Below are 19,746 nucleotides of genomic sequence, written 5' to 3'. Positions count from 1 at the left end.
ACCCGGCAACGGGCCGGGGATCTGACCGTGCGGTCCGGCGGACCCGCACGACACGCGCCGCGGTCGTGCGGGGGCCGGGCCTCGCGGGCCGATTGCCACGGGGCTACGAGTCGTACCGGAGCATGAGCGGTCGGAACCGGCGCCTGCCGGAAGTGATCAGACGGACTGGGTGGCGATTTCGCGGGCGCGGTCGCGGGCTGCCTCCAGGGCGGCCAGCAGGGCCGCGCGGACGCCGTGTTTCTCCAGTTCGCGGATGGCGGAGATGGTGGTGCCGGCCGGGGAGGTGACCGCTTCGCGGAGTTTGACCGGGTGTTCGCCGGAGTCGCGGAGCATCACGGCGGAGCCGATGGCGGTCTGGACGATCAGCTCGTGGGCGACCTGGCGGGGCAGGCCGAGCAGGATGCCGGCGTCGATCATGGCCTCGACCAGCAGGTAGAAGTAGGCCGGGCCGGAACCGGAGAGCGCGGTGACAGCGTCCTGCTGGGACTCGGGGACGCGGAGCGTGACGCCGAGCGGCTTGAACATCTCCTCGGCGATGGCCAGGTGCTCGCCGTTGGCGTGCGGGCCCGCGGAGATCGCGGTCATCGCCTGGTCGACCAGCGCCGGGGTGTTGGTCATCACGCGGACCACCGGGGTGCCCTCGGGCAGCCGGGCGGCGAAGAAACCGGTGGGCAGGCCGGCGCAGAGCGAGACGACGAGCTTGCCGGCCGGGACCTTCGGGCCGACCTCGTCGAGCAGGGTGCCGGCGTCCTGCGGCTTGACCCCGATCGCCAGGATCTCGGCGCGCTCGACCGCCTCGGCGTTGGTGACCACCGTGACGCCGTATTTCGCGGCGAGCTCGGCGCCGCGCTCCGGGCGCCGGGCGGTGATCAGCAGCCGGTCGGCCGGCCAGCCGGATCGGAGCAGGCCGGCGAGGACCAGCTCGCCCATCTTGCCGGTGCCGAGGATGGCGACGGTGTGCATCGGGCTCCATTCAACGAGAAATGCCGGGGACAGGAACGTCCCCGGCATTCATCACAGCATGTCAGTTACCGAAGAAGACCTCGGCCTCTTCGTAACGCGACAGCGGGACGGTCTTCAGCTCGCCGGTGCCCTCGATCAGCGGGACCCGGACGATGTCGGTGCCGCGCAGCGCCATCATCTTGCCGAAGTCGCCCTCGTGCACGGCGTCGATCGCCTGCAGGCCGAAGCGGGTGGAGAGCACCCGGTCGAACGCGGTCGGGGTGCCACCGCGCTGGATGTGACCGAGGACGACCGTCCGGGCCTCCTTGCCGGTCTTCTCCTCCAGCTGCTCGGCCAGCCACTGGCCGATGCCGCCGAGGCGGACGTGGCCGAAGCTGTCCAGCTCCTGGTTGTGCAGGACCATCTGGCCGTCGAGCGGCTGGGCGCCCTCGGCGACGACCACGATCGGCGCGTACTCGACCTGGAAGCGCTTGGTCACGTACGTCGCGACCTGCTCGACGTCGAACTTGCGCTCCGGCAGCAGGATGACGTTGGCGCCACCGGCGAGACCGGCGTGCAGCGCGATCCAGCCGGCGTGCCGGCCCATGACCTCGACGACCAGGGTGCGGTGGTGCGACTCGGCGGTGGTGTGCAGCCGGTCGATGGCCTCCATCGCGATGTTCACAGCGGTGTCGAAACCGAAGGTGAAGTCGGTCGCGTTGAGGTCGTTGTCGATCGTCTTCGGTACGCCGACGACGTTGACGCCGAGGTCGTGCAGCTTGGTCGCGACGCCGAGGGTGTCCTCGCCGCCGATCGCGACCAGCGCGTCGACACCCTGCTCGGCCAGGTTCGCCTTGATCTTCTCGACGCCGCCCTCGATCTTGAACGGGTTGGTGCGCGAGGAGCCCAGGATCGTGCCGCCGCGCGGCAGGATGCCGCGGACCTCCGCGATGCCGAGCGGCTTCGTCAGGCCCTCCAGCGGGCCCTTCCAACCGTCGCGGAACCCGACGAACTCGTGGCCGTAAGCGGTCACGCCCTTGCGGACCACGGCACGGATGACCGCGTTGAGACCGGGGCAGTCGCCGCCACCGGTGAGCACGCCGATACGCATGATTCTCCTCGTCCTTCCCCTGAAACGGGTAGCGAGATGCGGATAGCCCGTGAGAATCCCCGGGAGCGTTCTCGTCGGCAGCGTTGCCGGCCCGGGGCGAGCCGCGACCAAACTCTAGTCTCCGCCCGCCGGGCCGCTTTACGCGCCCCTTCCCACTGACAGCAACGAATCGACGGCGCCCAGGGCCTCGGCTTCCGCGCCGAGCTGGGCGGGAACCACCCGCAAACCCGCCGCGGCGCTCGGCGCGCAGTGCCGCAGCAGCGCCTCCCGGACACCGTCGGTGACGTGCGGCCCCGGCTCGGCGAACCGGCCGCCGACCACCACCGCCGGGTTCAGCACGTCGCACGCGACAGCCACCCGCCGCCCGATCAGGCGACCGGCGTCCAGCAGCGCCCGCTGAGCCGGCCCGTGCCCGCCGGCCGCGAGCACGAGCAACCGCTCCTCGGTGGGCGGGCCGGATTTTTCCAGCAGCGCGGCGAACGAGGCCGGGGCGAGGTAGCCGATGCCGGCCCGAGATCCCGTCGTCGATCGCCGCCGTCGAGGCGTCCCGCGAGGACGTCCCGAACGACACCGAGAAACCCCTCTTCCGGTACGGCCACGGCCTCACCCTCTGACCGCGCGCCACCCCCGGCTGGTCCTCAGCACCCTTTCCCGGGCCCGGACACCACCACCACGACCAGCCCCGGTACGCGGGCTGGTCGTCAGCACCCTCACCTACGCCCGGACACCACCACCACGACCAGCCCCGGTACGCGGGCTGGCCGTCAGCACCCTCACCCACGCCCGGACACCACCACCACGACCAGCCCCGGGTCGCCGGCTGGCCGTCAGCACCCTTTCCCACGCCCGGACACCACCATCAGGACCAGCCGGGGCGACGGTGGGGCTGGGGCTGCGGACGTACCGGAAGAATCGGACCGCGATCGCGGGGTGACGGCGGACCGCGACCACCCGCATGCCCGCATTGACCAGTGCCATCCCACGGCCGCGACCGGCGGCCGCGACAGCGACCACTGACTCCGTGGCCTGGCGACCAGACCGTGACCAGCCACTGACCGCGACCGCCGGGCGGCGACCGACAACCAGCGGCCCGGCGACCGGACCGCAACCAGCCACCGACCGACGACCAGCGAGCGAGCGGCGAGCGGCGACCGGCGACCGGCGACCGGCGGGCGAGCGGCGACCGGCGAGCGAGCGGGGGCGACCAGCGGCCGGCAACCAGTGATCGACTACGGCGGGCGATGGGCGACAGGGGCGGCGGCGGCGGGCGACGGACGACGGACGACGGACGACGGGCGGAGCGTGCTGCGGCGGGAACGGCGACAGCCAGCCGGCACAGGGCCGACTGGCTGCAGCACGAGCTATCCGGAAGAGGTCAGTGCGCCATCGCAGGCGGGGCGTCCGGGTCGACGTCCAGCGGCCCGGTGCGGAACAGGACCGCCGCGACCAGCGCCGCCAGGACGAAGAAGCCGGCCGACCACCAGAACACCGTGTGGTAGCTCTCCAGCGCGGCCCGCGCCACCAGCTCCGGGGTCTGCTTCTTGCCCGCCAGGTAGTCGCTGGCCGCGGTGGCGGCGAACGAGCTGAGCAGCGCGGTGCCGATCGAGCCGCCGATCTGCTGGACCGTGTTGATCATCGCGGAGGCGACGCCGGCGTCGTGGTGCTCGACGCCCGAGGTGGCGGCGTTCTGCGTGGGCGCGAAGACCAGGCCGAGGCCGAGACCGATGACGATCAGGCCGGGCAGGACTCCGGCGGCGTAGGTCGAGTCGAGCTGGAGGCGGGTCAGGAAGACCATGCCGCCGGCGGCGATCAGGGCGCCGACCGGGACCAGCGGGCGCGGGCCGATCCGGGGGGCCAGGAGCGAGCCGGCCGTGGTGGCGGTGAGCATCACCGAGCCGAGCATCGGCAGGAACGCCAGCCCGGTCTTGACCGGGGTGAAGCCCAGCACCGCGGTCAGGAAGTAGGTGAGGAACAGGAAGATGCCGAACATGCCGGCGCCGGCGATCGCGATCGAGGCGTAGGAGCCACCCCGGTTGCGGTCGAGGACGACGCGCAGCGGCAGCAGCGGGTGCGCCACCCGGCGCTCGATCAGCACGAAGGCGATCAGCGCCAGCACGCCGACGGCGATCGGGCCGAGCGTCCAGCCAGCGGTCCAGCCGTCCGTCTCCGCCTTGCCGAGGCCGTAGACCAGGCCGACCAGGCCGATCACGGCGGCGACGGTGCCCGGCACGTCGATCTTGCCGTGCGCGGCGACCGGCTCGTCCTTCAGCTTGACGACGGCGCCGAGGACGGCGAGCGCGGCGATCACCAGGTTGACGTAGAGGCACCAGCGCCACGAGGCGTACTCGGTGAGCACGCCGCCGAGCAGCAGGCCGATGCCGCCGCCGGCGCCGGAGATGGCGCCGAAGATGCCGAACGCCTTGCCCCGCTCGGCCGGCTCGGTGAAGGTGGTGGAGAGCAGCGACAGCGCGGCCGGGGCCAGCGCCGCGCCGAACGCGCCCTGCAGCGCCCGGGCGACGATCAGCATCTCCAGGCTGCCGGCGGCGCCGCCGAGCGCGGACGCCAGGGCGAAACCGATCAGGCCGATCAGGAACATCCGCTTGCGGCCGAAGAAGTCGGAGAGCCGGCCGCCGAGCAGCAGCAGGCTGCCGAAGGCGAGCGCGTAACCGGTGACCACCCACTGGCGGTCGGCGTCCGAGAAGCCGATGTCGGCCTGCGCGGTGGGCAACGCGATGTTCACGATCGTGGCGTCCAGCACCACCATCAGCTGGGCGAGCGCGAGCACCACCAGCGCCCACCAGCGGCCGGTGTCGGCCGGCGCCTCACGTCCGGCGTCCCGTGGTCGATCAAGAAGGGTGCTCATCATGCCCTTTCAAAAAGTTGAGGTACATCCTCCACTTCGGCAGGCTAGCACCGGAAGTTGAGGAACTCCCTCCGCTTAGTTGTAGGCTTGGCCACATGACCGAGACCGCTCGCCCGCTGCGCCGTGACGCGCAGCGCAACCGGGAGCGCATCCTGCACGCCGCGCACGACGTCTTCGCGGCCCGCGGGTTCGCCGCGACCCTGGATGACGTGGCGCAGCACGCGGGGGTCGGCGTGGGCACCGTCTATCGCCGGTTCCCCACCAAGGAGGCGCTGATCGAGGCGCTCTTCGCGGACCGGCTGGAGGATCTGGTCTCGCTCGCCGAGGACGCGCTGGCGCTGCCCTCCGGCTGGGACGGGCTGACCATGATGCTGCGCCGGTCGATCGAGATGCACGCCGTCGACCGCGGGCTGCGCGACGCGGCGCTCTGCGTCGGCGTCGACAAGCGGCACTTCGCCAAGGTCGGCGATCACCTGGTGCCGCTGATCCAGGAGCTGATCGACCGGGCGCACGCCGAGGGCACGCTGCGGGCCGACGTGGGGCTGCACGACCTGCCGGTGATCATGGCGACGGTGACCGATCTGGCCCAGCACAGCAGCGGCTGCCGGCCGGAGATCTACCGCCGGTTCCTGGAGCTGATCATCGATGGGCTGCGGGCCCGGCCGGACAACGGCGACCTCGGCCCGGCGATGACCCAGGCCGACGTCGAGGCGGTCGTGCAGGACTGCGTGCCCCCGATCGAGGCACGCGCCAAGAAGGCCTGAGGGCCCGCTCGAGGCGGGCGCCGAAAGCCCAGGACCCGCTCGGGGCGGGCGTCAGCGATGCCCTACGACCCGGTCATCCGCTGCCAGCGGGCCAGGTTGTGCCGGGCGTCGACGAGCGCGTCATGCCGCCCGGCCATCTCCGGCAGCGCCGGCCGCCCGAGATCGTCCCAGCGCTGGCGCAGGTCCTTGGTGAACCGGGGGATCTCCCTCGGCAGGGCCGGCATCGCCCCCCACAGCTGGGCCAGCGCCACGTGGTCGTAGGCCGCGTACCACGCCCAGAGCTCCATCTGCTCGCCGCGCCCGCGCAGCGGCTCCATCAGGAACTCGTAGAGGTCGTCACGGATCCGCTCCCGGCTGCGCCACGCCTTGTCGGCCGGCGATGGAAGCTTGTCCAGCACGTTGCGGCGCACCCAGGGCACGGCGCGACTGTCGTCGAACTCGGTGCTGACCGCGTAGAACTCGCGGCCGAACTCGTCGACGACACCGATCGAGACCAGGTCGACGAGCCGGCCGTCCTCGATGAACTCACAGTCGTAGAAATAGCGGTAGACCATCGCGGTACATCCTCGCCCATCGTCATCCGGGCATGGACTCCAGGGCCTCCCGCGCCGCCGCCAGCCCGGCCGCGCAGGCCACCCGCGCCGATCGATCGGCCAGCACCGCCCAGCGCAGCCGCAGCAGCACCGGCAGCGCGACCTCCAGTTCGTCGGCCGCCACCGGGCCGGCCGAGCGGTATCCGTCGAGCAGCTCGGCCGCCCGCTCCGGGCCACCGGCGTAGACGACGGCGGCGGCCACGTCGTAGACCAGCGGGCCGGTGCCGCACGCGCCGCAGTGCAGCAGCCCGGACCGCCCGGTCGAGGCGTCCAGCACGAACGTCTCCGGGGCCGGGTCGCCGTGCAGCACCCCGTACGTCAGCCGGTCGGTCACCGTGAGCCGGGTCGCCGCGGTGACCGCCGCCGCCACCGCGCCCCGCAGCCAGGGCTCCGCGTCCAGGTGCGCGGCTTCCGGGTCGACCGGCTGCCAGGGCCGCAGCCCGGGATGCCGGAACCCTTCCAGCGCCCGGTGCACGGCGCCCAGCCGCTCGCCCCACCACTGCTGGTCGACCGGGTCGGCGCCGTCCAGGTGGCGGCCGGGCACCCGGCGCAGCACGGCGAGCGCGCCGTGCGGGGTCTCCACGGTGAGCGCGCCGCCCAGGGTGCGGACCGGCTCACCGGCCTCGATCCGTACGCCCCGCAGGTGCACCGCGGCGGCCAGCCCGGCCTCCACCGGCAGCCGCGCCGCGTGCTCGGCGAGCCGGGCCACGTAGCGGTCCGGCCCGGCGGCGACCTCCCAGCCGCGGGACATCACCGCCATCGGGAGCTCGGTGATCTCGGTCGGGGCGAGGTGCCACTGCTCCCGCAGAGCGGTGCGCACGATGTCGTCTTCCGGCACCGCGGGATTATCGCGGCACACCAGTCAAATCCGACGGACACCCTGGGCGACAATCACAGAAGGCGATGGGGTGTTTACAGAAAGCGACGGAAGGGACATGATCTGACAAGGCATGTGTCGATGTCCGGTGTAGAAATGGCGTTCGAAGCGTGCTGTGTGCTAAGAGTGATCGTTCGCGTCGTGGGGCCGACGCCGGCCGGGGTCGACGCGGTCCCCCTGGGGGAGGGATAACGCCGTGGACCATCGCATGCCGGATTCCGGCGACGCGCTTACCGGCGTGGAGATGTTCGCCGGGCTGGAGCCGGATGTCCGACAGCGGGTCATCGCCACAGCGGTTCCGCGTCACTACCGGAAAGGACAGATCCTCTTCGTCGAGCACGACCCGGGGGATTCCCTGATCATCATGAAACGAGGCGCGGTGGCGGTCTTCCGCACCGCGCCGACCGGTGAGCGCGCCGTGCTCACCGTGGTCCGACCACCGGACGTGCTGGGCGAGGTGTCGCTGCTGGACGCGTCCACCCGCAGCGCCTCGGCCGAGGCCATCGAGGACTCCCAGGCGCTGTCGCTGTCCCGGGCCGCCTTCATGGACCTGGTGCACTCCAATCCGCGCATCCTGGACGCGGTGATGCGATCGGTCGGGGGGCTGATCCGCCGGCTCACCGAGCAGAACGCGGATCATGTCTTCCTGGACCTGCCCGGGCGGGTCGCCAAGACCCTGGTGCGCCTCTCCGGGGAGAGCCAGGCGCCGATGATCACCATCGAGCTGAACCAGAGCCAGCTGGCCGAGATGGCCGGTGGCTCGCGGCAGAGCGTGAACCAGGCGATCGGCTCGTTCGCCAACCGCGGCTGGCTGCGCACCGAGGGCCGCCGGATCGTGGTCACCGACGTGCAGGCGCTCAAACGCCGCGCCGGCATGAACTGACCCAGGATCAAACCCGCTTTCCGGTACGCCTCGAGCGTCCCGTGGCGGTCCCGCGCGAGGGGGCGCGGACCGGCCACGGGACAGTGCTCCGGGCGTACCGGAAAGCGGCGGCGACCGACCCGGGCGGACCCGTCAGGCGGGCTGGACCTCTTTGAGCTTCGCGGCGTAGACGTCGACGTACTCGCGGCCGGAGAGGGCCATCAGCTCGAACATGATCTCGTCGGTGATGGCCCGCTCGACGAACCGGTCGCCGCGCGAGTCGGCGTACCGGGAGAAGTCGAGCGGCTTGCCGATCCGCATCCGGACCCGCTTCACGGTGGGGATCAGCCGGCCGGTCGGCTGGATCTCATCGGTGTTCAGCAGGGCCACCGGGACGACGACGGCGCCGCTCTCCAGGGCCAGCCGGGCCACCCCGGTCTTGCCGCGGTAGAGCCGCCCGTCCGGCGAACGGGTGCCCTCCGGATAGATGCCGGCGACGTTGCCCTCGCGCAGCACCCGCAGCAGGGTGTTCAGCGCCGCCTGGGCGGCCTCACCACCCGAACGGTCCACCGGGATGGTCCCGGCGCCGACGAAGAACATCCGCGAGAACCAGCCCTTGATCCCCTTGCCGGTGAAGTATTCAGCTTTGGCGACGAAGGTCACTTTCCGCTTCATCACCAATGGAGTGAAGATCGAGTCGGAGAACGAGAGATGGTTGCAGGCCAGGATCACCGGGCCGGACCGTGGCACGTTCGCCAGGCCCTCGACCTTGGGGCGGAAGACGAGCTTCAGCAAGGGTCCGAGGACCACCAACTTGAGCAGCCAGTAGAACACTGCCGTCCTTTCAGCGGATGCCGCCGGCGTCCCGGGGCGCAAGAAGGGTACGAAGCGGGGGCGGCACGCCACAACGCACTCCCGCAACAGGCGCATGCCGTGTCACCATTCAAGGCACGGTCGGCGAGGGGGGTGTGCATCGGTGACAGCGGGCGGTGCCCGTCGCGGGCGGCGGGACAACGGGCTCGACGCGTCCGACTACGCGGTCGCGGGCGACGTGGATCCACGCGTCGGTGAGCACCTTCTCGACGTGCTCGCGGCCGGCGGCATCGCGGCCTATCTGCAACCCACGGCGGATCTCAACCCGATCCTGCGGGCGACCACCCTGCCGGCCCGGCCGATCGATCGGCTCTACGTGGACCGGACGCATCTGGAGACCGCGCGCGAGCATCTCCACCAGGTGACCGGCGGTCAGCCGGCCACGCCGCCCGCCGCGCCGCAGCCGCAGCCGCGGCCGCAGGCCGAGGTGGACGCCGAGTGGGACAAGATCATCGCCGGCTTCCACACCACCGTCGACCCCGAGACGGCGCCGTGGCCGGAGGCCGAGGGCACCAGCCGGCCGGAGCAGCCCGATCCCCCGCCCGCCAGGCGGCGCACCGACAAGCCGGCCGAGCTGGTCTTCCACCCGATCGTCGACCCCTTCGACTACCCCGAGGCGAAAGAGGACGACGACGAGGAGGAGCGCTACGTCCCGCCGCCTCCCCCACCGCTGCCGCACATCTCGAAGTACGCCGTGGCCGGCGTCCTCGGGGTGATCTTCGGCTTCGTGCTGTTCCTGTTCCCCAGCCTGATTCGCCCGATCGACTCGACGGTCGTGATGGTCTTCGGCTTCGCGGCGATCGTCGGCGGCGCGGCGACACTGGTGTGGCGGCTGCGCTCGGGCGACGACGACGACGAGTTCGACGACGGCGCCGTGGTCTGAACCGGTCACATCGCGTTCCGCACTGCTGCCGCATCGACAAACATCGGTGTTCTGCCGGTAACCTACGGTGATGCCTCGTCGTTCGCTCGTGGTCGTCGCCAACCGTCTGCCGCTCGATGACAACGCCGCGCCGGACGGCGCCTGCGAGTGGCGGCGCAGCCCGGGTGGGCTCACCGGCGCTCTGCACACCATCCTCCAGCAGGCACCGGCCACCTGGGTGGGCTGGGGCGGCGGTCCCGGACCCCGGTTACCGAACGTCGGCAGCGTGCGGTTACGGCCGGTCGCGCTGACCGCCGACGAGCAGCGCGGCTACTACGAGGGATTCGCCAACTCCACGCTCTGGCCGCTGTACCACGACGCCGTGCAGCAGCCGGTCTTCCAGCGCGAGTGGTGGGACACCTACCGGGCGGTCAACCAGCGGTTCGCCGAGGCCGCCGCCGAGGTGGCCGGCCGGCACGCCGCGGTCTGGGTGCAGGACTACCACCTCCAGCTGCTGCCGCGGATGCTCCGGGAGCTGCGGCCGGACCTGCTGATCGGCTTCTTCATGCACATCCCGTTCCCGCCGCCCGAGCTGTTCATGCAGCTGCCCCGCCGGGTCGAACTGCTGCACGGGATGCTCGGCGCGGACCTGGTCGGCTTCCAGCGTGAGCAGGCCGCGCACAACCTGGCCCAGCTGGCGCGCAAACTGCTCGGCGCCGAGGCCGCCGACCACGCCATCCACGTCGGCCCCCGGACCGTGCGGACCGGGGCGTTCCCGGTCTCCATCGACGTGTCCGAGATGTCCGCGCTGGCCACCCGGCCGGACGTGGTGGCGCACGCCGGCCAGCTGCGGCACGACCTGGGCGAGTCGAAACGGGTGCTGCTCAGCGTGGACCGGCTGGACTACACGAAGGGGATCGAGCACCGGCTGACGGCGTACCGGGAGCTGCTGCGGGACGGCGACGTGAAGGTGCGGGACACCGTGCTGGTGCAGGTGGCGGTGCCCAGCCGGGAACGGGTGGAGAGCTACCGCGACCTGCGGGACCGGATCGAGGGCGAGGTCGGCCGGATCAACGGCGAGTACGGCCGGGTCGGCGAGCCGGCCATCCACTACCTGAACCAGCCGTTCGACCGGGCGCAGCTGGCAGCGCTCTACCGGGCCGCCGACGTGATGGTGGTGACCCCGCTGCGGGACGGCATGAACCTGGTCGCCAAGGAGTTCGTGGCGGCCCGCGGGGACGGGTCGGGCGCCCTGGTGCTCAGCGAGTTCGCCGGGGCGGCCGCCGAGCTGTCCACGGCGTTCCTGGTGAACCCGCACGACCTGGACGGGCTCAAGCAGACCCTGCTGCGGGCGCTGGAGGCGGACCCGGCCGACCTGCGGGCCCGGATGGGCGCGATGCGGCGGCACCTGGCCGAGCACGACATCTACGCGTGGGCGCGGGCCTACCTGACCGCGCTGGACCACACCGGCAGGCTGGCCCAGCGACTACCGAACTAGTTTCTCCAGCCAGTCCAGGATCGCGTCGATCGGCTCGGCCCAGCTGTCCTCCAGCATCATGTCGTGGCCCATGCCGGGGAACATCAGCGGCGCCTCGCCGTACCCGGCGGCCGCCCGGTCCAGCGCCTTGCCGGCCACCACCCGGTCGTCCGGGCTGCCCACCACCAGCACCGGCGGCGCGCCGACCGGGCGCGGCGGGACGGTCCGGCGCCAGCCGCCGAGCACCGGTGCCACCAGCACCGCCGCCCGGGCCGGGTAGCGGCCCAGCGCCTGGGCCACGGCCGCCGCGCCGGTCCCGTGCCCGACCAGCACCGTCTGGCGGGGCAGCCCGGCGGCGGTCTGCACCACGTCGTGCGCCCGCGCGCGCAGGTCGCCACCGGGGCGCGGGGTGAGCGCGTGCGCCGGGAAGCCGCGCCCGGCCGTCCGCGGCAGCCAGTGCTCGGCGAAGACCGCGGCGCCGTGCCGGTGGCCCGGCACGAACAGCACCGGCGGCCGGCCCCGCTCCTCGTCCGGCGGCAACGACACGACCTCCCGCGCGGCGGGCGGCACCGGATCGGTCCAGTCCCTGAACCGCAGCAGATCAAAAGCGGTCACGCGACCGGCTCCATCTCGTTGAGCAGGCTTTCCAGCGAGCGGAGGTAGTCGACGTGGTCCACCTCGAACCAGTGCCGCTCGGTCTTCACCACCCGGCGCCGCGACCAGGAGGCGAGCGGCTTGGCCGACTCGGTGCGCTGCACCTCGGCGGCCCGGGCCGGGTCGGTCTGGCGCAGCCGCAGCCAGCGCGCGGCCGCCACGCTCTGCCAGTGGGCCAGCGGGAACACCCCGGCGTCCGGCTGCACCAGGCCGATCACCGCGAGCGTCGGGTTCTTCCGGGCGAAGGTGTGCAGGTGCAGGTCGGGGCGGCCGTGCTCGTCGGCGTCGAGCAGCCCGGGGTCGAGGAACTCGAAGCGCGGGCGGTAACCGGTAGCGGTGATCACCAGGTCCGGCTCGATCCGCCGGCCGTCGGCCAGTTCGACCTCCGGCCCGTCGAACGACGTCACGTCCGGCACCGGCGTGATCCGGCCGTGGCCCAGGTAGTACGGCAGCTGGCTGTTGACGATCGGGTGACTCTCGTACGGCTGGTGGTCCGGTTCCGGCAGCCCGAACCGGGTCAGGTCGCCGGTGGTCAGCCGCACCGCCCGGCGATACAGCCACTGCCGCGCCGGCAGCGGCAGCCGCCACCGCAGCAGCCGGTCGTTGACCTGGTCGGCGGGGCGGCCGAGGAGGTACTTGGGGGCGTACCAGTAACCGCGCCGGGTCGAATGCCACACCTGGCCGGCCTGCTGGGCGGCCTCCACGGCGATGTCGCAGCCGGTGTTGCCGCCGCCGATCACCAGGACCTTGCGGCCGCGCAGCAACGACGGGTCCTTGTACGCCGAGGCGTGCAGCACCCGTCCCCGGAACTCCCCGGGGATCGACGGCCGCCGCGGATCCCAGTTGTGCCCGTTGGCCACCACCAGCGCGGCGTACCGCGACGTGCGGGACGAACCGCCACCGATGGACCGGGTGGTCACCTCCCAGCCGCCGGCCTCGAGCGGCACCGCCGAGACCACCTCCATCCCGAACCAGATGTGCTCACCCAGGCCGAAGTGCGCGGAGTACCGCTCCAGGTAGCTGAGCACCTGGCTGTGGTGCGGATAGTCGGGCCAGCTGTCCGGCATCGGGAAGTCGGGGAACTCGGTGAGCGGCCGGGACGAGATCAGGTGGGTGCCGGCATACATCGGGCTGCGGTCGTGCCGCCAGTTCCAGGCGCCGCCGACGGCGGTCTCCCGCTCGTAGCAGTCCACCTGGAAGCCGAGCTCACGCAGGTTCTTGACGGCGGCGAGGCCGCTGGCGCCGGCACCCACGACGCAGACGGCGTCGCGGCGGTCGCCCGGGTCCGGGGAGTCGTGCACCCGGCGATCCTGCCAGACGTGGGTCTCAGCCGGAAGGGAGTAGAAGGTCCGCGAGGACCGGAAGATGGTCACTCGCGACACGTGCCCGATCGGTCGCGATGATCTCGTATCGCTCGATCTGCACGTCCGGACTGACGAAGATCCCGTCGATGCGCCGGCTGGGCGCGGTGGCCGGGAAGGTCGGCTCGTCGTCCTTGGTGGTCAGCAGGCCGTCCTCGACGGTGCGCCAGGCGCCGCCGCCCGGGCCCTCGTTCAGGTCGGCGGACGCGATCACCGGGCCGGTCAGGGCCGCCAGCTCGGTTTTCCAGTGCATCGCCTGGGCCGGGCGCTCGGCCGGATCGGTGGCCAGGTGCGAGCCGGAGACGGTGAACGCCGCGCCGCGCACCCGGCAGCGGGCGAAGAACGCGCCGCGCAGATGCCGGCCCGGGGTCAGCGGGTAGCGCAGGCACCAGGTCTCGCCGACCGCCACCCGCAGGCTGACCAGCAGCAGGTTGCCCAGGGCGGGCAGCCCACCGGCCGCCACCACCAGCCCGCACTCGCCGGCCAGCGCGGCGCTGCGGTGCCGCCAGCGGAACCGGCGCGGGGCCTCCTGCAGCACGAGGACGTCCGGGGCCAGTTCACGGATCAGGCTCACCAGCGCGGCCCGGTCGTCCTTCAACCCGTGCACGTTCCAGCCGAGCACCCGCAACGGCACCCCGGACATCCCCACCACCAGGTCTCAGGCGCGCCGGGCGAGATCCGCCGCGCCGACCACGCCGGCCACGTTGCCCATCTGGGCGGCGTGCACCTCGGCGACCGGGAAGCGGTTGCGCTGGGCGAGCTGATCGCGATAGGTCCGCTCGGCCGGGCCCATCAGCAGCGGGCCGGCGTCGATCACGCCGCCACCGATCACCAGGATCTGCGGGTCCAGGCTCTGCGCGAGATCCGCCAGGGCCACCCCGAGCCAGTAGCCGACCTGGGCGAACGCGTCCATCGCCACGCCGTCGCCGGCCCGGGCCGCCTCGGTGATCTGCCGGCCGGTGATGGCCAGCGGGTCGCCGCCGGCCAGCTCGATCAGCTTGGCGGCGCGCTCCGGCTCCTGCCGGGCGCCGGCCCGGCCGAACCGGACCAGGGCGTTGCCGCTCGCGTACTGCTCCAGGCAGCCGAGCCGGCCGCAGCCGCACGGATGCCCGTCCGGCACCGACTGGATGTGGCCCAGCTCGCCGGCGGTGCCGTTGGAGCCGCGCCAGAGGCTGCCACCCAGCACGATGCCGCCGCCGATCCCGGTCCCCACGGTGATCATCACCATCGAGTCGTCGGCGTGCTTGGCCACCCCGAACCGGAACTCCGCCCAGGCCGCGACGTTGGCGTCGTTCTCCAGCACGGTCGGCAGGCCGACGGCCTTGGCGACGTAGTCCCGCAGCGGCTCGTCGCGCCAAGCCAGGTTCGGCGCGAACAGCACCGTCGAACCGGCCGCGTCGATCCACGCCGCGGCACCGATCCCGACCGCTGTCGCCTCCGGGTACTGCGCCGCCAGCTCGGCGGCCACCTCGACGATCGTGTCCCGGGTGCCGGCCGGGTCCTCCGCCGGCGTCGGCCGGCGGTTCGACGCCAGCACGTTGCCGAGCTCGTCGACCACGCCGCCGGCCACCTTGGTACCGCCGACGTCGATTCCGATGGTCAGCGTCACGCTGCCCGTCCCCTCTGAAGCAAGTTCACACCGCGTCGCCGTCGCGGGCGCCGTCGCCCGGAGCCGCGTCGCGGTCCTCGGGCGCCGAGGCGCCCAGGTCATGATCCACGCTACGGTGCGCGGCCGCGTCGTGTGCGGCGGCCTCCGCGGTGACCACGGACCAGACGTCAGAACCCGCTTTCCCCCGATTACCCGGAACTCGCCTCGCCGACCCGTTCCGTTTCGCCGCTTTCTTCCCCGCCGGGGACCCACCGGCCGCCGCGGACCCGTCGCCCGTCACCGCCTCAGCGGCCGCTTCCGGCCCGCCGGCCGCTTCCGGCCCGCCGGCCGCTTCCGGCCCGCCGCTCGCCGGCGGCTCAGCGGCCGACTCCGGCGCCGGGGCGGACTCCCCCTGGTCACGGCCGCCACCCTCGGTCGCGGTTCGCCCGCCGCCTGCCGGTACGCCGGCGGCTGCGCCCTCCTGCTCCGGCACGTCCGCGGCCCCGCCGGTGGACACGCCCCGCGCCACCCGTCGCGCCTCGGCGACCGCCCGCGCCACCGCCTCCTCGGCGGCCTTGGCCCGGGCTCGCGCCAGCTCCGCCTCGCGCGCACTCTCCGCCGTCGCGGCCGCCCACGGATCCGCGCCGGGCGCCCCGCCCGCCTGCTCGGGGGCGGCCGCGGTGGTCGAGCCGGCGGCGCTCCGGGTGGCCGCCGACCAGGTCTCCTCCGGCGCCGCACCGGGCCGGGCCGCTCCCCCACCGGGTGATTTTCGTGCCCGATCGCCCTGCATCGAGCCGGCCAGCGAGGCCAGCCCGCGCAGCACGCTCGCCGCGCCGGTGGCGATGTCCCCGGCACTGCTGGCGATCTTGAAGGCGGTCTCCGGGCTGGGATCCCGGGCCGCGGCGATCGCCTTGCAGACCGGGCAGACACAGCACTCCGGGCTGCCGGTGGCCCATCTGCCGCCACCGCCGCCCGGCCGTGCGCCGCCCTCGGCGCCCCGGGCCACGTCGTTCAGCGCGCCGAAGAAGCCGTCCACGGTGCCGCCCACCAGCGTGGCGGCGTCCGAGACGACATTGTGCGTACGCGAGGAGTCCTTCGACGAGAAGCGGCCTCGCGCCGCGGCACCGACCCCGGCCGTCGCGGCCCGGGCGAGAATCGTGGCGACGAGCCGCTCGGCCTCCTCGCGTGCTGACCCGGCCATCCGCTCCCCCTCACGCTCGCTGCGGGCAGGCTCTCCACCCGGTGCCAGAAGCTCGTCGAGCGCCTCGCGGCGGGACCGCGAACAGCGCGTCGAGTGCCCCGCGGCGCGCGGCCACGGAGCGCGTCGAGCCGCCGCGGTCAGGCCGCGGGCAGGCTCTCCACCCGGCGCTTGAGCTCCTTGAGCGCCGTATCCATGATCAGTTTCTCGGCCTTGCGGCGGAACATCCCGAGCATGCCGATGGCCAGCTCCACGGCCAGCGAATAGGTCACCGTGGTGGTGCCGTCGGCGGCCTCGACCAGGTCGTAGGAGCCCTCCTGGGACTTCTGCGTCTTGGACGGCGCGACCAGGTGCCACTCGATCCGGGAGAGATCGTCGGCGTACGCGTACTCCAGCGTGTACTCGTCGGCCATCACGCCGGCGTCGATCCGGAAGGTCACCTGGGCGGCGTAGCCGTCCTCATACTCCTCGACGATCGTGACCTGCTTGATCGCCTCGGCCCACTCCGGATAGGCCGGGAAGTCGCAGATGACCGCGGCGACCTTGGCCAGCGGCGCATGGACCTGGATCGACTGCGTCGAGGTGTCCGCCATGCACGGGAGGCTACCCGCTGGATGCGACAAAGCGTGCCACCGCCCCGTCGCCGACGAGCCGATGTCGGCCGGGGCCGCTACGATCCGTGACGTGCCAGCCCTAGCCAGCGGATCCACGCGCATCCGTCCGCTCGAAGCCGCGTCGCGCGTGATCATGCTCGCGCTGGTCGCGGTGCTCACCGTGATCGCCACCAACGACCCCCGCCAGCTGGGGTGGATCGCCCTGCTGGCGGTCGCCGCGCTGCCCGCGTTCTTCTTCCGGGGGCACCCGATCCTGGCCCCGGCCGGCCGGTTCGCCGAGGTGATCGTGACCGGCCTGGCCGCCGGCTCGATCGCGCGCGCGTCCGACGGCGTGGCGCAGGGCTTCGGCGCCGAGGCGATCCTGCCCTACCTGGCGGTGCCGCTGCTCACCGCGGCGCTGCGCCGCAAGCCGACCGAGGGTGCCGCGCTGCTCGGGGTGGCCGCGGTGGCCCTGGTCGCCGGCGGCGCGCTGGCCGACCCGAAAGCCGTGCTCGCCGAGCCGGGATACCTGGCGGCCGGTGGGCAGTGGCTGGTGCTCGGTGCGATCGTGACGTTCGCCGCCGAGGCGATGCGCCAGTTCCTGCAGCCCGCCGAGCCCACCCCCCAGCCGTACGCGGAGGCCACCCGCCTGCTCACCCAGCTGCGCAGCGTGGCCCGGTCGCTGCCGGGCGCCACCCTGGACCCGGGCGGCATCTCCGAGCACCTGCTCGAGGAGTTGCGCGCGGTCGCCCCCGGCCATCGGGCCGCGGTGCTGTCGGCCAGCGGCGGCGGCCGGCTCGTGGTGCTCGCCCAGACCGGCGCCGAGCGGGTCGACTGGGAGACCACCCTCGACGCGGACTCGGCGATCGCCGACGCCTGGGCCACCCAGCAGCCGCACGTGGCCAGCCGGTCGCAGGCCCGTACGCACCGCGGCGGCGAGGTCTCCTCGCTGGTGATCCCGCTGGTCGCCGGGGTCCGCACGATCGGCCTGGTGATCCTGGAGACGGACGCCGCGGGGGCGTACCCGCCGGCCGTCGTGCAGTCGGTGACCGAGGTGACCGGCCCGGCCGCGCTGCGCCTGGAGGCCGCGTTGCTCTTCGACGACGTCCGCTCCCTGGCGACCAACGAGGAGCGCCAGCGCCTGGCCCGGGAGATCCACGACGGCGTCGCCCAGGAGCTGGTGATGGTCGGTTACGGCATCGACAACGCCCAGGCCACCCTGCCGGAGGGCGCCGAGGAGACCGCCGAGGAGCTGCGCGCCCTGCGCGGCGAGGTGACCCGGGTGATCACCGAGCTGCGGCTGAGCCTGTTCGAGCTGCGCTCGGAGGTGGACCGCAACGGCGGCCTGGCCGCGGCGATCGCCGAGTACGCGCGGACCCTGGGCACCAGTGCCGGCCTGCGGGTGCACTTCACCTTCGACGAGTCCACCGCGCGGCTGCCCGCCGCGACCGAGGCCGAGCTGCTGCGGATCGCCCAGGAGGCGATCACCAATGCCCGCAAGCACGCGGGCGCGTCGAACCTGTGGGTCACGTGCACGGTGGATCCGCCGTACGCGGAAATCGAAGTCTCCGACGACGGCAAGGGTTTCGCCGACAATCGACCTGATGGCCGGTACGGTCTGACCATCATGGCCGAGCGGGCCGAGCGCATCCGGGGCCGTCTCAAGATCACCCCAAGACACCCCAGCGGGACAACCGTCGCCGTAGTGCTCGGAACCCCGCCCCGGCGCGATAGCGTGCGGGATAGCGTTTCCGCTCCAGAAGGGGAGTAACCCGAGCATGTCGACCAGTCCTGCGCCGACGACGCGCACCAAGGTCCTCCTTGTCGACGATCACGACTTGATCCGTAAGGGGCTGCGACACGCATTCGAGCGCGACCGTCAGTTCGAGGTCGTCGGCGAGGCGGCGACGGCCGCGGAGGCGGTGCGTCAGGCCGGCGCGCTGCAGCCGGATGTCGTGATCATGGATCTGCGGCTGCCCGACGGCAGCGGCCTGGAGGCCACCCGAGCCCTCCGGAAGAACAACGCCAACATGGGCATCGTGGTGCTGACCATGTACGCCGGCGACGACCAGCTCTTCGGCGCCCTCGAGGCCGGGGCCAGCGCGTTCGTGCCCAAGACCGCGCCCGCCGACGAGGTCGTCGCGGCCGCCCGGCACGCCGCGTCGGCGCCCAGCGCGTTCACCGCGGCCGACCTGGCCGAGGCGATGAAGCGGCGGCTCGCCCCGTCCGGCCCGCAGCTGTCCCCGCGCGAGGGTCAGGTGCTGCGGCTGCTGGCCGACGGCATGAGCGTGGCCGGGATCGCCAAGCAGCTGTTCGTCTCCGAGTCGACGGCGAAGACCCACATCTCGAAGCTCTACGAGAAACTGGGTGCGGCGAACCGGGCGCAGGCGCTGATGACGGCGCTGCGGCTGGGGCTCCTGGAAGCCCCCGACGCCCCGAAATTCTAAATAATCCCGACACTTTCGGCGTTTCTGCCTGCCGGCCTACGAATCCCCCGATAGGCCTCGCAGCCCAGGCACCCCGAAAATGGCCCCGAAGAACGCCGCGAGCCTCCCGACGCCGCGGCGATCCCCCCTGGTGTCTCCGCGTCCGCGAGGTGTCCCCCGCGGAGACGCTGCTCACTCCCCCAGGGCGAGCAGGACCTTTCGCAGCAGGGCGTTGAGCTGCACCACCTCGGCCGGCGAGAGGGCCGCCAGGGCCGCCTGATCGCGGGCGATGCCCTCGAAGATGTAGCGGTCCCACATCTCCCGGCCCCTCGGCGTGGGCCGGATCAGCACCCGCCGCCGGTCGGTGGCGTCGATCGTCCGGGTCACCAGACCGGCCGCCTCCAGGCGATCGAGCCGGCTGGTCATCGCCGCCCGGGTCACCTTCGCCGCCTCGGCCAGCTGCGCCGGGGTCGCCTCGGTCGGCCACGGCTGGATCATGAGCACGTGCAGGGTCTTGTAGTCCTGCAGCGTGAAGTCCTCCGCGTTGTGCGCGAACGCCGCCGCGTCGGCCCGCTCGATCCAGCGCCCGATGTGCTTCATCCGCACCAGGGCGCCCTCGACCTCCGGATCGAACCGCGGCTCGTCCTTCCAGAACGACGCCCACCGGGCCACATGCTGATCCACACCGTCTTCCACCCGACC

At 72.8% G+C, this 19,746-nt stretch carries 20 protein-coding genes; 6 read left to right on the top strand and 14 right to left on the bottom strand.

The window, feature by feature from the left end; all coding sequences use genetic code 11:
• Window positions 1-156 precede the first annotated feature (156 nt).
• The 4 genes from proC to Actob_RS08255 all read right to left on the bottom strand — a co-directional run bounded on the left by proC (window position 157) and on the right by Actob_RS08255 (window position 4,916).
• Window positions 157-963, bottom strand: coding sequence for a pyrroline-5-carboxylate reductase (proC, locus tag Actob_RS08270; RefSeq protein ID WP_284919470.1), 807 nt, complete (start codon window positions 961-963; stop codon window positions 157-159).
• A gap of 61 nt (window positions 964-1,024) precedes the next feature.
• Window positions 1,025-2,053 (bottom strand): 6-phosphofructokinase, encoded by a 1,029-nt coding sequence (locus tag Actob_RS08265; protein WP_185040251.1) that lies wholly within the window; start codon window positions 2,051-2,053, stop codon window positions 1,025-1,027.
• Window positions 2,054-2,191: 138 nt separating this feature from the next.
• A complete protein-coding gene (locus Actob_RS08260; RefSeq protein ID WP_284919469.1) occupies window positions 2,192-2,488 on the bottom strand; it encodes a hypothetical protein in 297 nt (98 codons plus the stop codon).
• A gap of 940 nt (window positions 2,489-3,428) precedes the next feature.
• Window positions 3,429-4,916, bottom strand: a complete 1,488-nt coding sequence (locus Actob_RS08255; protein ID WP_284919468.1) for a DHA2 family efflux MFS transporter permease subunit — start codon at window positions 4,914-4,916, stop codon at window positions 3,429-3,431.
• A 95-nt stretch (window positions 4,917-5,011) separates the two neighbouring features.
• On the opposite strand from Actob_RS08255, the gene Actob_RS08250 reads away from it, so the two are divergent.
• The gene (locus tag Actob_RS08250) at window positions 5,012-5,680 is read left to right on the top strand and encodes a TetR/AcrR family transcriptional regulator (RefSeq protein ID WP_284919467.1); all 669 of its coding nucleotides are present in this window, start codon (window positions 5,012-5,014) and stop codon (window positions 5,678-5,680) included.
• 62 nt (window positions 5,681-5,742) lie between these two features.
• On the opposite strand, the gene Actob_RS08245 is transcribed toward Actob_RS08250, so the two are convergent.
• Window positions 5,743-6,234, bottom strand: coding sequence for a polyadenylate-specific 3'-exoribonuclease AS (locus Actob_RS08245; RefSeq protein WP_284919466.1), 492 nt, complete (start codon window positions 6,232-6,234; stop codon window positions 5,743-5,745).
• 22 nt (window positions 6,235-6,256) lie between these two features.
• A complete protein-coding gene (locus tag Actob_RS08240) occupies window positions 6,257-7,111 on the bottom strand; it encodes a phosphotransferase enzyme family protein (RefSeq protein ID WP_284919465.1) in 855 nt (284 codons plus the stop codon).
• A gap of 247 nt (window positions 7,112-7,358) precedes the next feature.
• On the opposite strand from Actob_RS08240, the gene Actob_RS08235 reads away from it, so the two are divergent.
• Window positions 7,359-8,033 carry a Crp/Fnr family transcriptional regulator gene (locus tag Actob_RS08235; RefSeq protein ID WP_221502724.1) on the top strand — a complete coding sequence of 225 codons (675 nt, stop codon included), beginning with the start codon at window positions 7,359-7,361 and terminating at the stop codon, window positions 8,031-8,033.
• 132 nt (window positions 8,034-8,165) lie between these two features.
• Here the strand turns inward: Actob_RS08235 and Actob_RS08230 are convergent, their stop codons facing one another.
• Window positions 8,166-8,846, bottom strand: coding sequence for a lysophospholipid acyltransferase family protein (locus Actob_RS08230; protein WP_284919464.1), 681 nt, complete (start codon window positions 8,844-8,846; stop codon window positions 8,166-8,168).
• A 142-nt stretch (window positions 8,847-8,988) separates the two neighbouring features.
• Here Actob_RS08230 and Actob_RS08225 point away from each other — a divergent pair, with 142 nt between their 5' ends.
• A complete protein-coding gene (locus tag Actob_RS08225) occupies window positions 8,989-9,768 on the top strand; it encodes a DUF308 domain-containing protein (protein ID WP_284919463.1) in 780 nt (259 codons plus the stop codon).
• 70 nt (window positions 9,769-9,838) lie between these two features.
• Window positions 9,839-11,245, top strand: coding sequence for an alpha,alpha-trehalose-phosphate synthase (UDP-forming) (locus Actob_RS08220; protein ID WP_284919462.1), 1,407 nt, complete (start codon window positions 9,839-9,841; stop codon window positions 11,243-11,245).
• On the opposite strand, the gene Actob_RS08215 is transcribed toward Actob_RS08220, so the two are convergent.
• From Actob_RS08215 to Actob_RS08190, 6 genes are all read right to left on the bottom strand, one after another.
• Window positions 11,234-11,839 (bottom strand): alpha/beta hydrolase, encoded by a 606-nt coding sequence (locus Actob_RS08215; protein ID WP_284919461.1) that lies wholly within the window; start codon window positions 11,837-11,839, stop codon window positions 11,234-11,236. The genes Actob_RS08220 and Actob_RS08215 overlap by 12 nt on opposite strands.
• A complete protein-coding gene (locus tag Actob_RS08210) occupies window positions 11,836-13,179 on the bottom strand; it encodes a flavin-containing monooxygenase (protein WP_284919460.1) in 1,344 nt (447 codons plus the stop codon). Before Actob_RS08210 ends, Actob_RS08215 begins: the two co-directional genes overlap by 4 nt.
• 25 nt (window positions 13,180-13,204) lie before the next feature.
• Entirely contained in the window at window positions 13,205-13,882 is a 678-nt protein-coding gene (locus Actob_RS08205; protein ID WP_284919459.1) for an endonuclease/exonuclease/phosphatase family protein, read from the bottom strand.
• 15 nt (window positions 13,883-13,897) lie between these two features.
• Window positions 13,898-14,848, bottom strand: a complete 951-nt coding sequence (locus tag Actob_RS08200; RefSeq protein WP_284919458.1) for an ROK family glucokinase — start codon at window positions 14,846-14,848, stop codon at window positions 13,898-13,900.
• 25 nt (window positions 14,849-14,873) lie between these two features.
• Window positions 14,874-16,028 (bottom strand): hypothetical protein, encoded by a 1,155-nt coding sequence (locus tag Actob_RS08195; RefSeq protein WP_284919457.1) that lies wholly within the window; start codon window positions 16,026-16,028, stop codon window positions 14,874-14,876.
• Window positions 16,029-16,165: 137 nt separating this feature from the next.
• Window positions 16,166-16,618 carry an SRPBCC family protein gene (locus Actob_RS08190; RefSeq protein ID WP_284919456.1) on the bottom strand — a complete coding sequence of 151 codons (453 nt, stop codon included), beginning with the start codon at window positions 16,616-16,618 and terminating at the stop codon, window positions 16,166-16,168.
• A 91-nt stretch (window positions 16,619-16,709) separates the two neighbouring features.
• On the opposite strand from Actob_RS08190, the gene Actob_RS08185 reads away from it, so the two are divergent.
• Together Actob_RS08185 and Actob_RS08180 are read left to right on the top strand one after the other, a co-directional pair.
• The gene (locus Actob_RS08185) at window positions 16,710-18,389 is read left to right on the top strand and encodes a sensor histidine kinase (RefSeq protein ID WP_407653580.1); all 1,680 of its coding nucleotides are present in this window, start codon (window positions 16,710-16,712) and stop codon (window positions 18,387-18,389) included.
• Window positions 18,390-18,396: 7 nt separating this feature from the next.
• On the top strand, window positions 18,397-19,065 hold the full coding sequence (locus tag Actob_RS08180) for a response regulator transcription factor (RefSeq protein WP_014688640.1): 669 nt from the start codon (window positions 18,397-18,399) through the stop codon (window positions 19,063-19,065).
• 171 nt (window positions 19,066-19,236) lie between these two features.
• Here Actob_RS08180 and Actob_RS08175 read toward each other — a convergent pair whose 3' ends face one another.
• A complete protein-coding gene (locus tag Actob_RS08175; protein WP_284919455.1) occupies window positions 19,237-19,740 on the bottom strand; it encodes a MarR family winged helix-turn-helix transcriptional regulator in 504 nt (167 codons plus the stop codon).
• Between the last annotated feature and the right edge of the window lie 6 nt (window positions 19,741-19,746).

The organism is Actinoplanes oblitus, from assembly GCF_030252345.1.
GTDB classification, from domain to species: domain Bacteria; phylum Actinomycetota; class Actinomycetes; order Mycobacteriales; family Micromonosporaceae; genus Actinoplanes; species Actinoplanes oblitus.
Note: the sequence above shows the minus strand (reverse complement) of the source record. Positions and strands in the feature narration are given on the sequence as shown.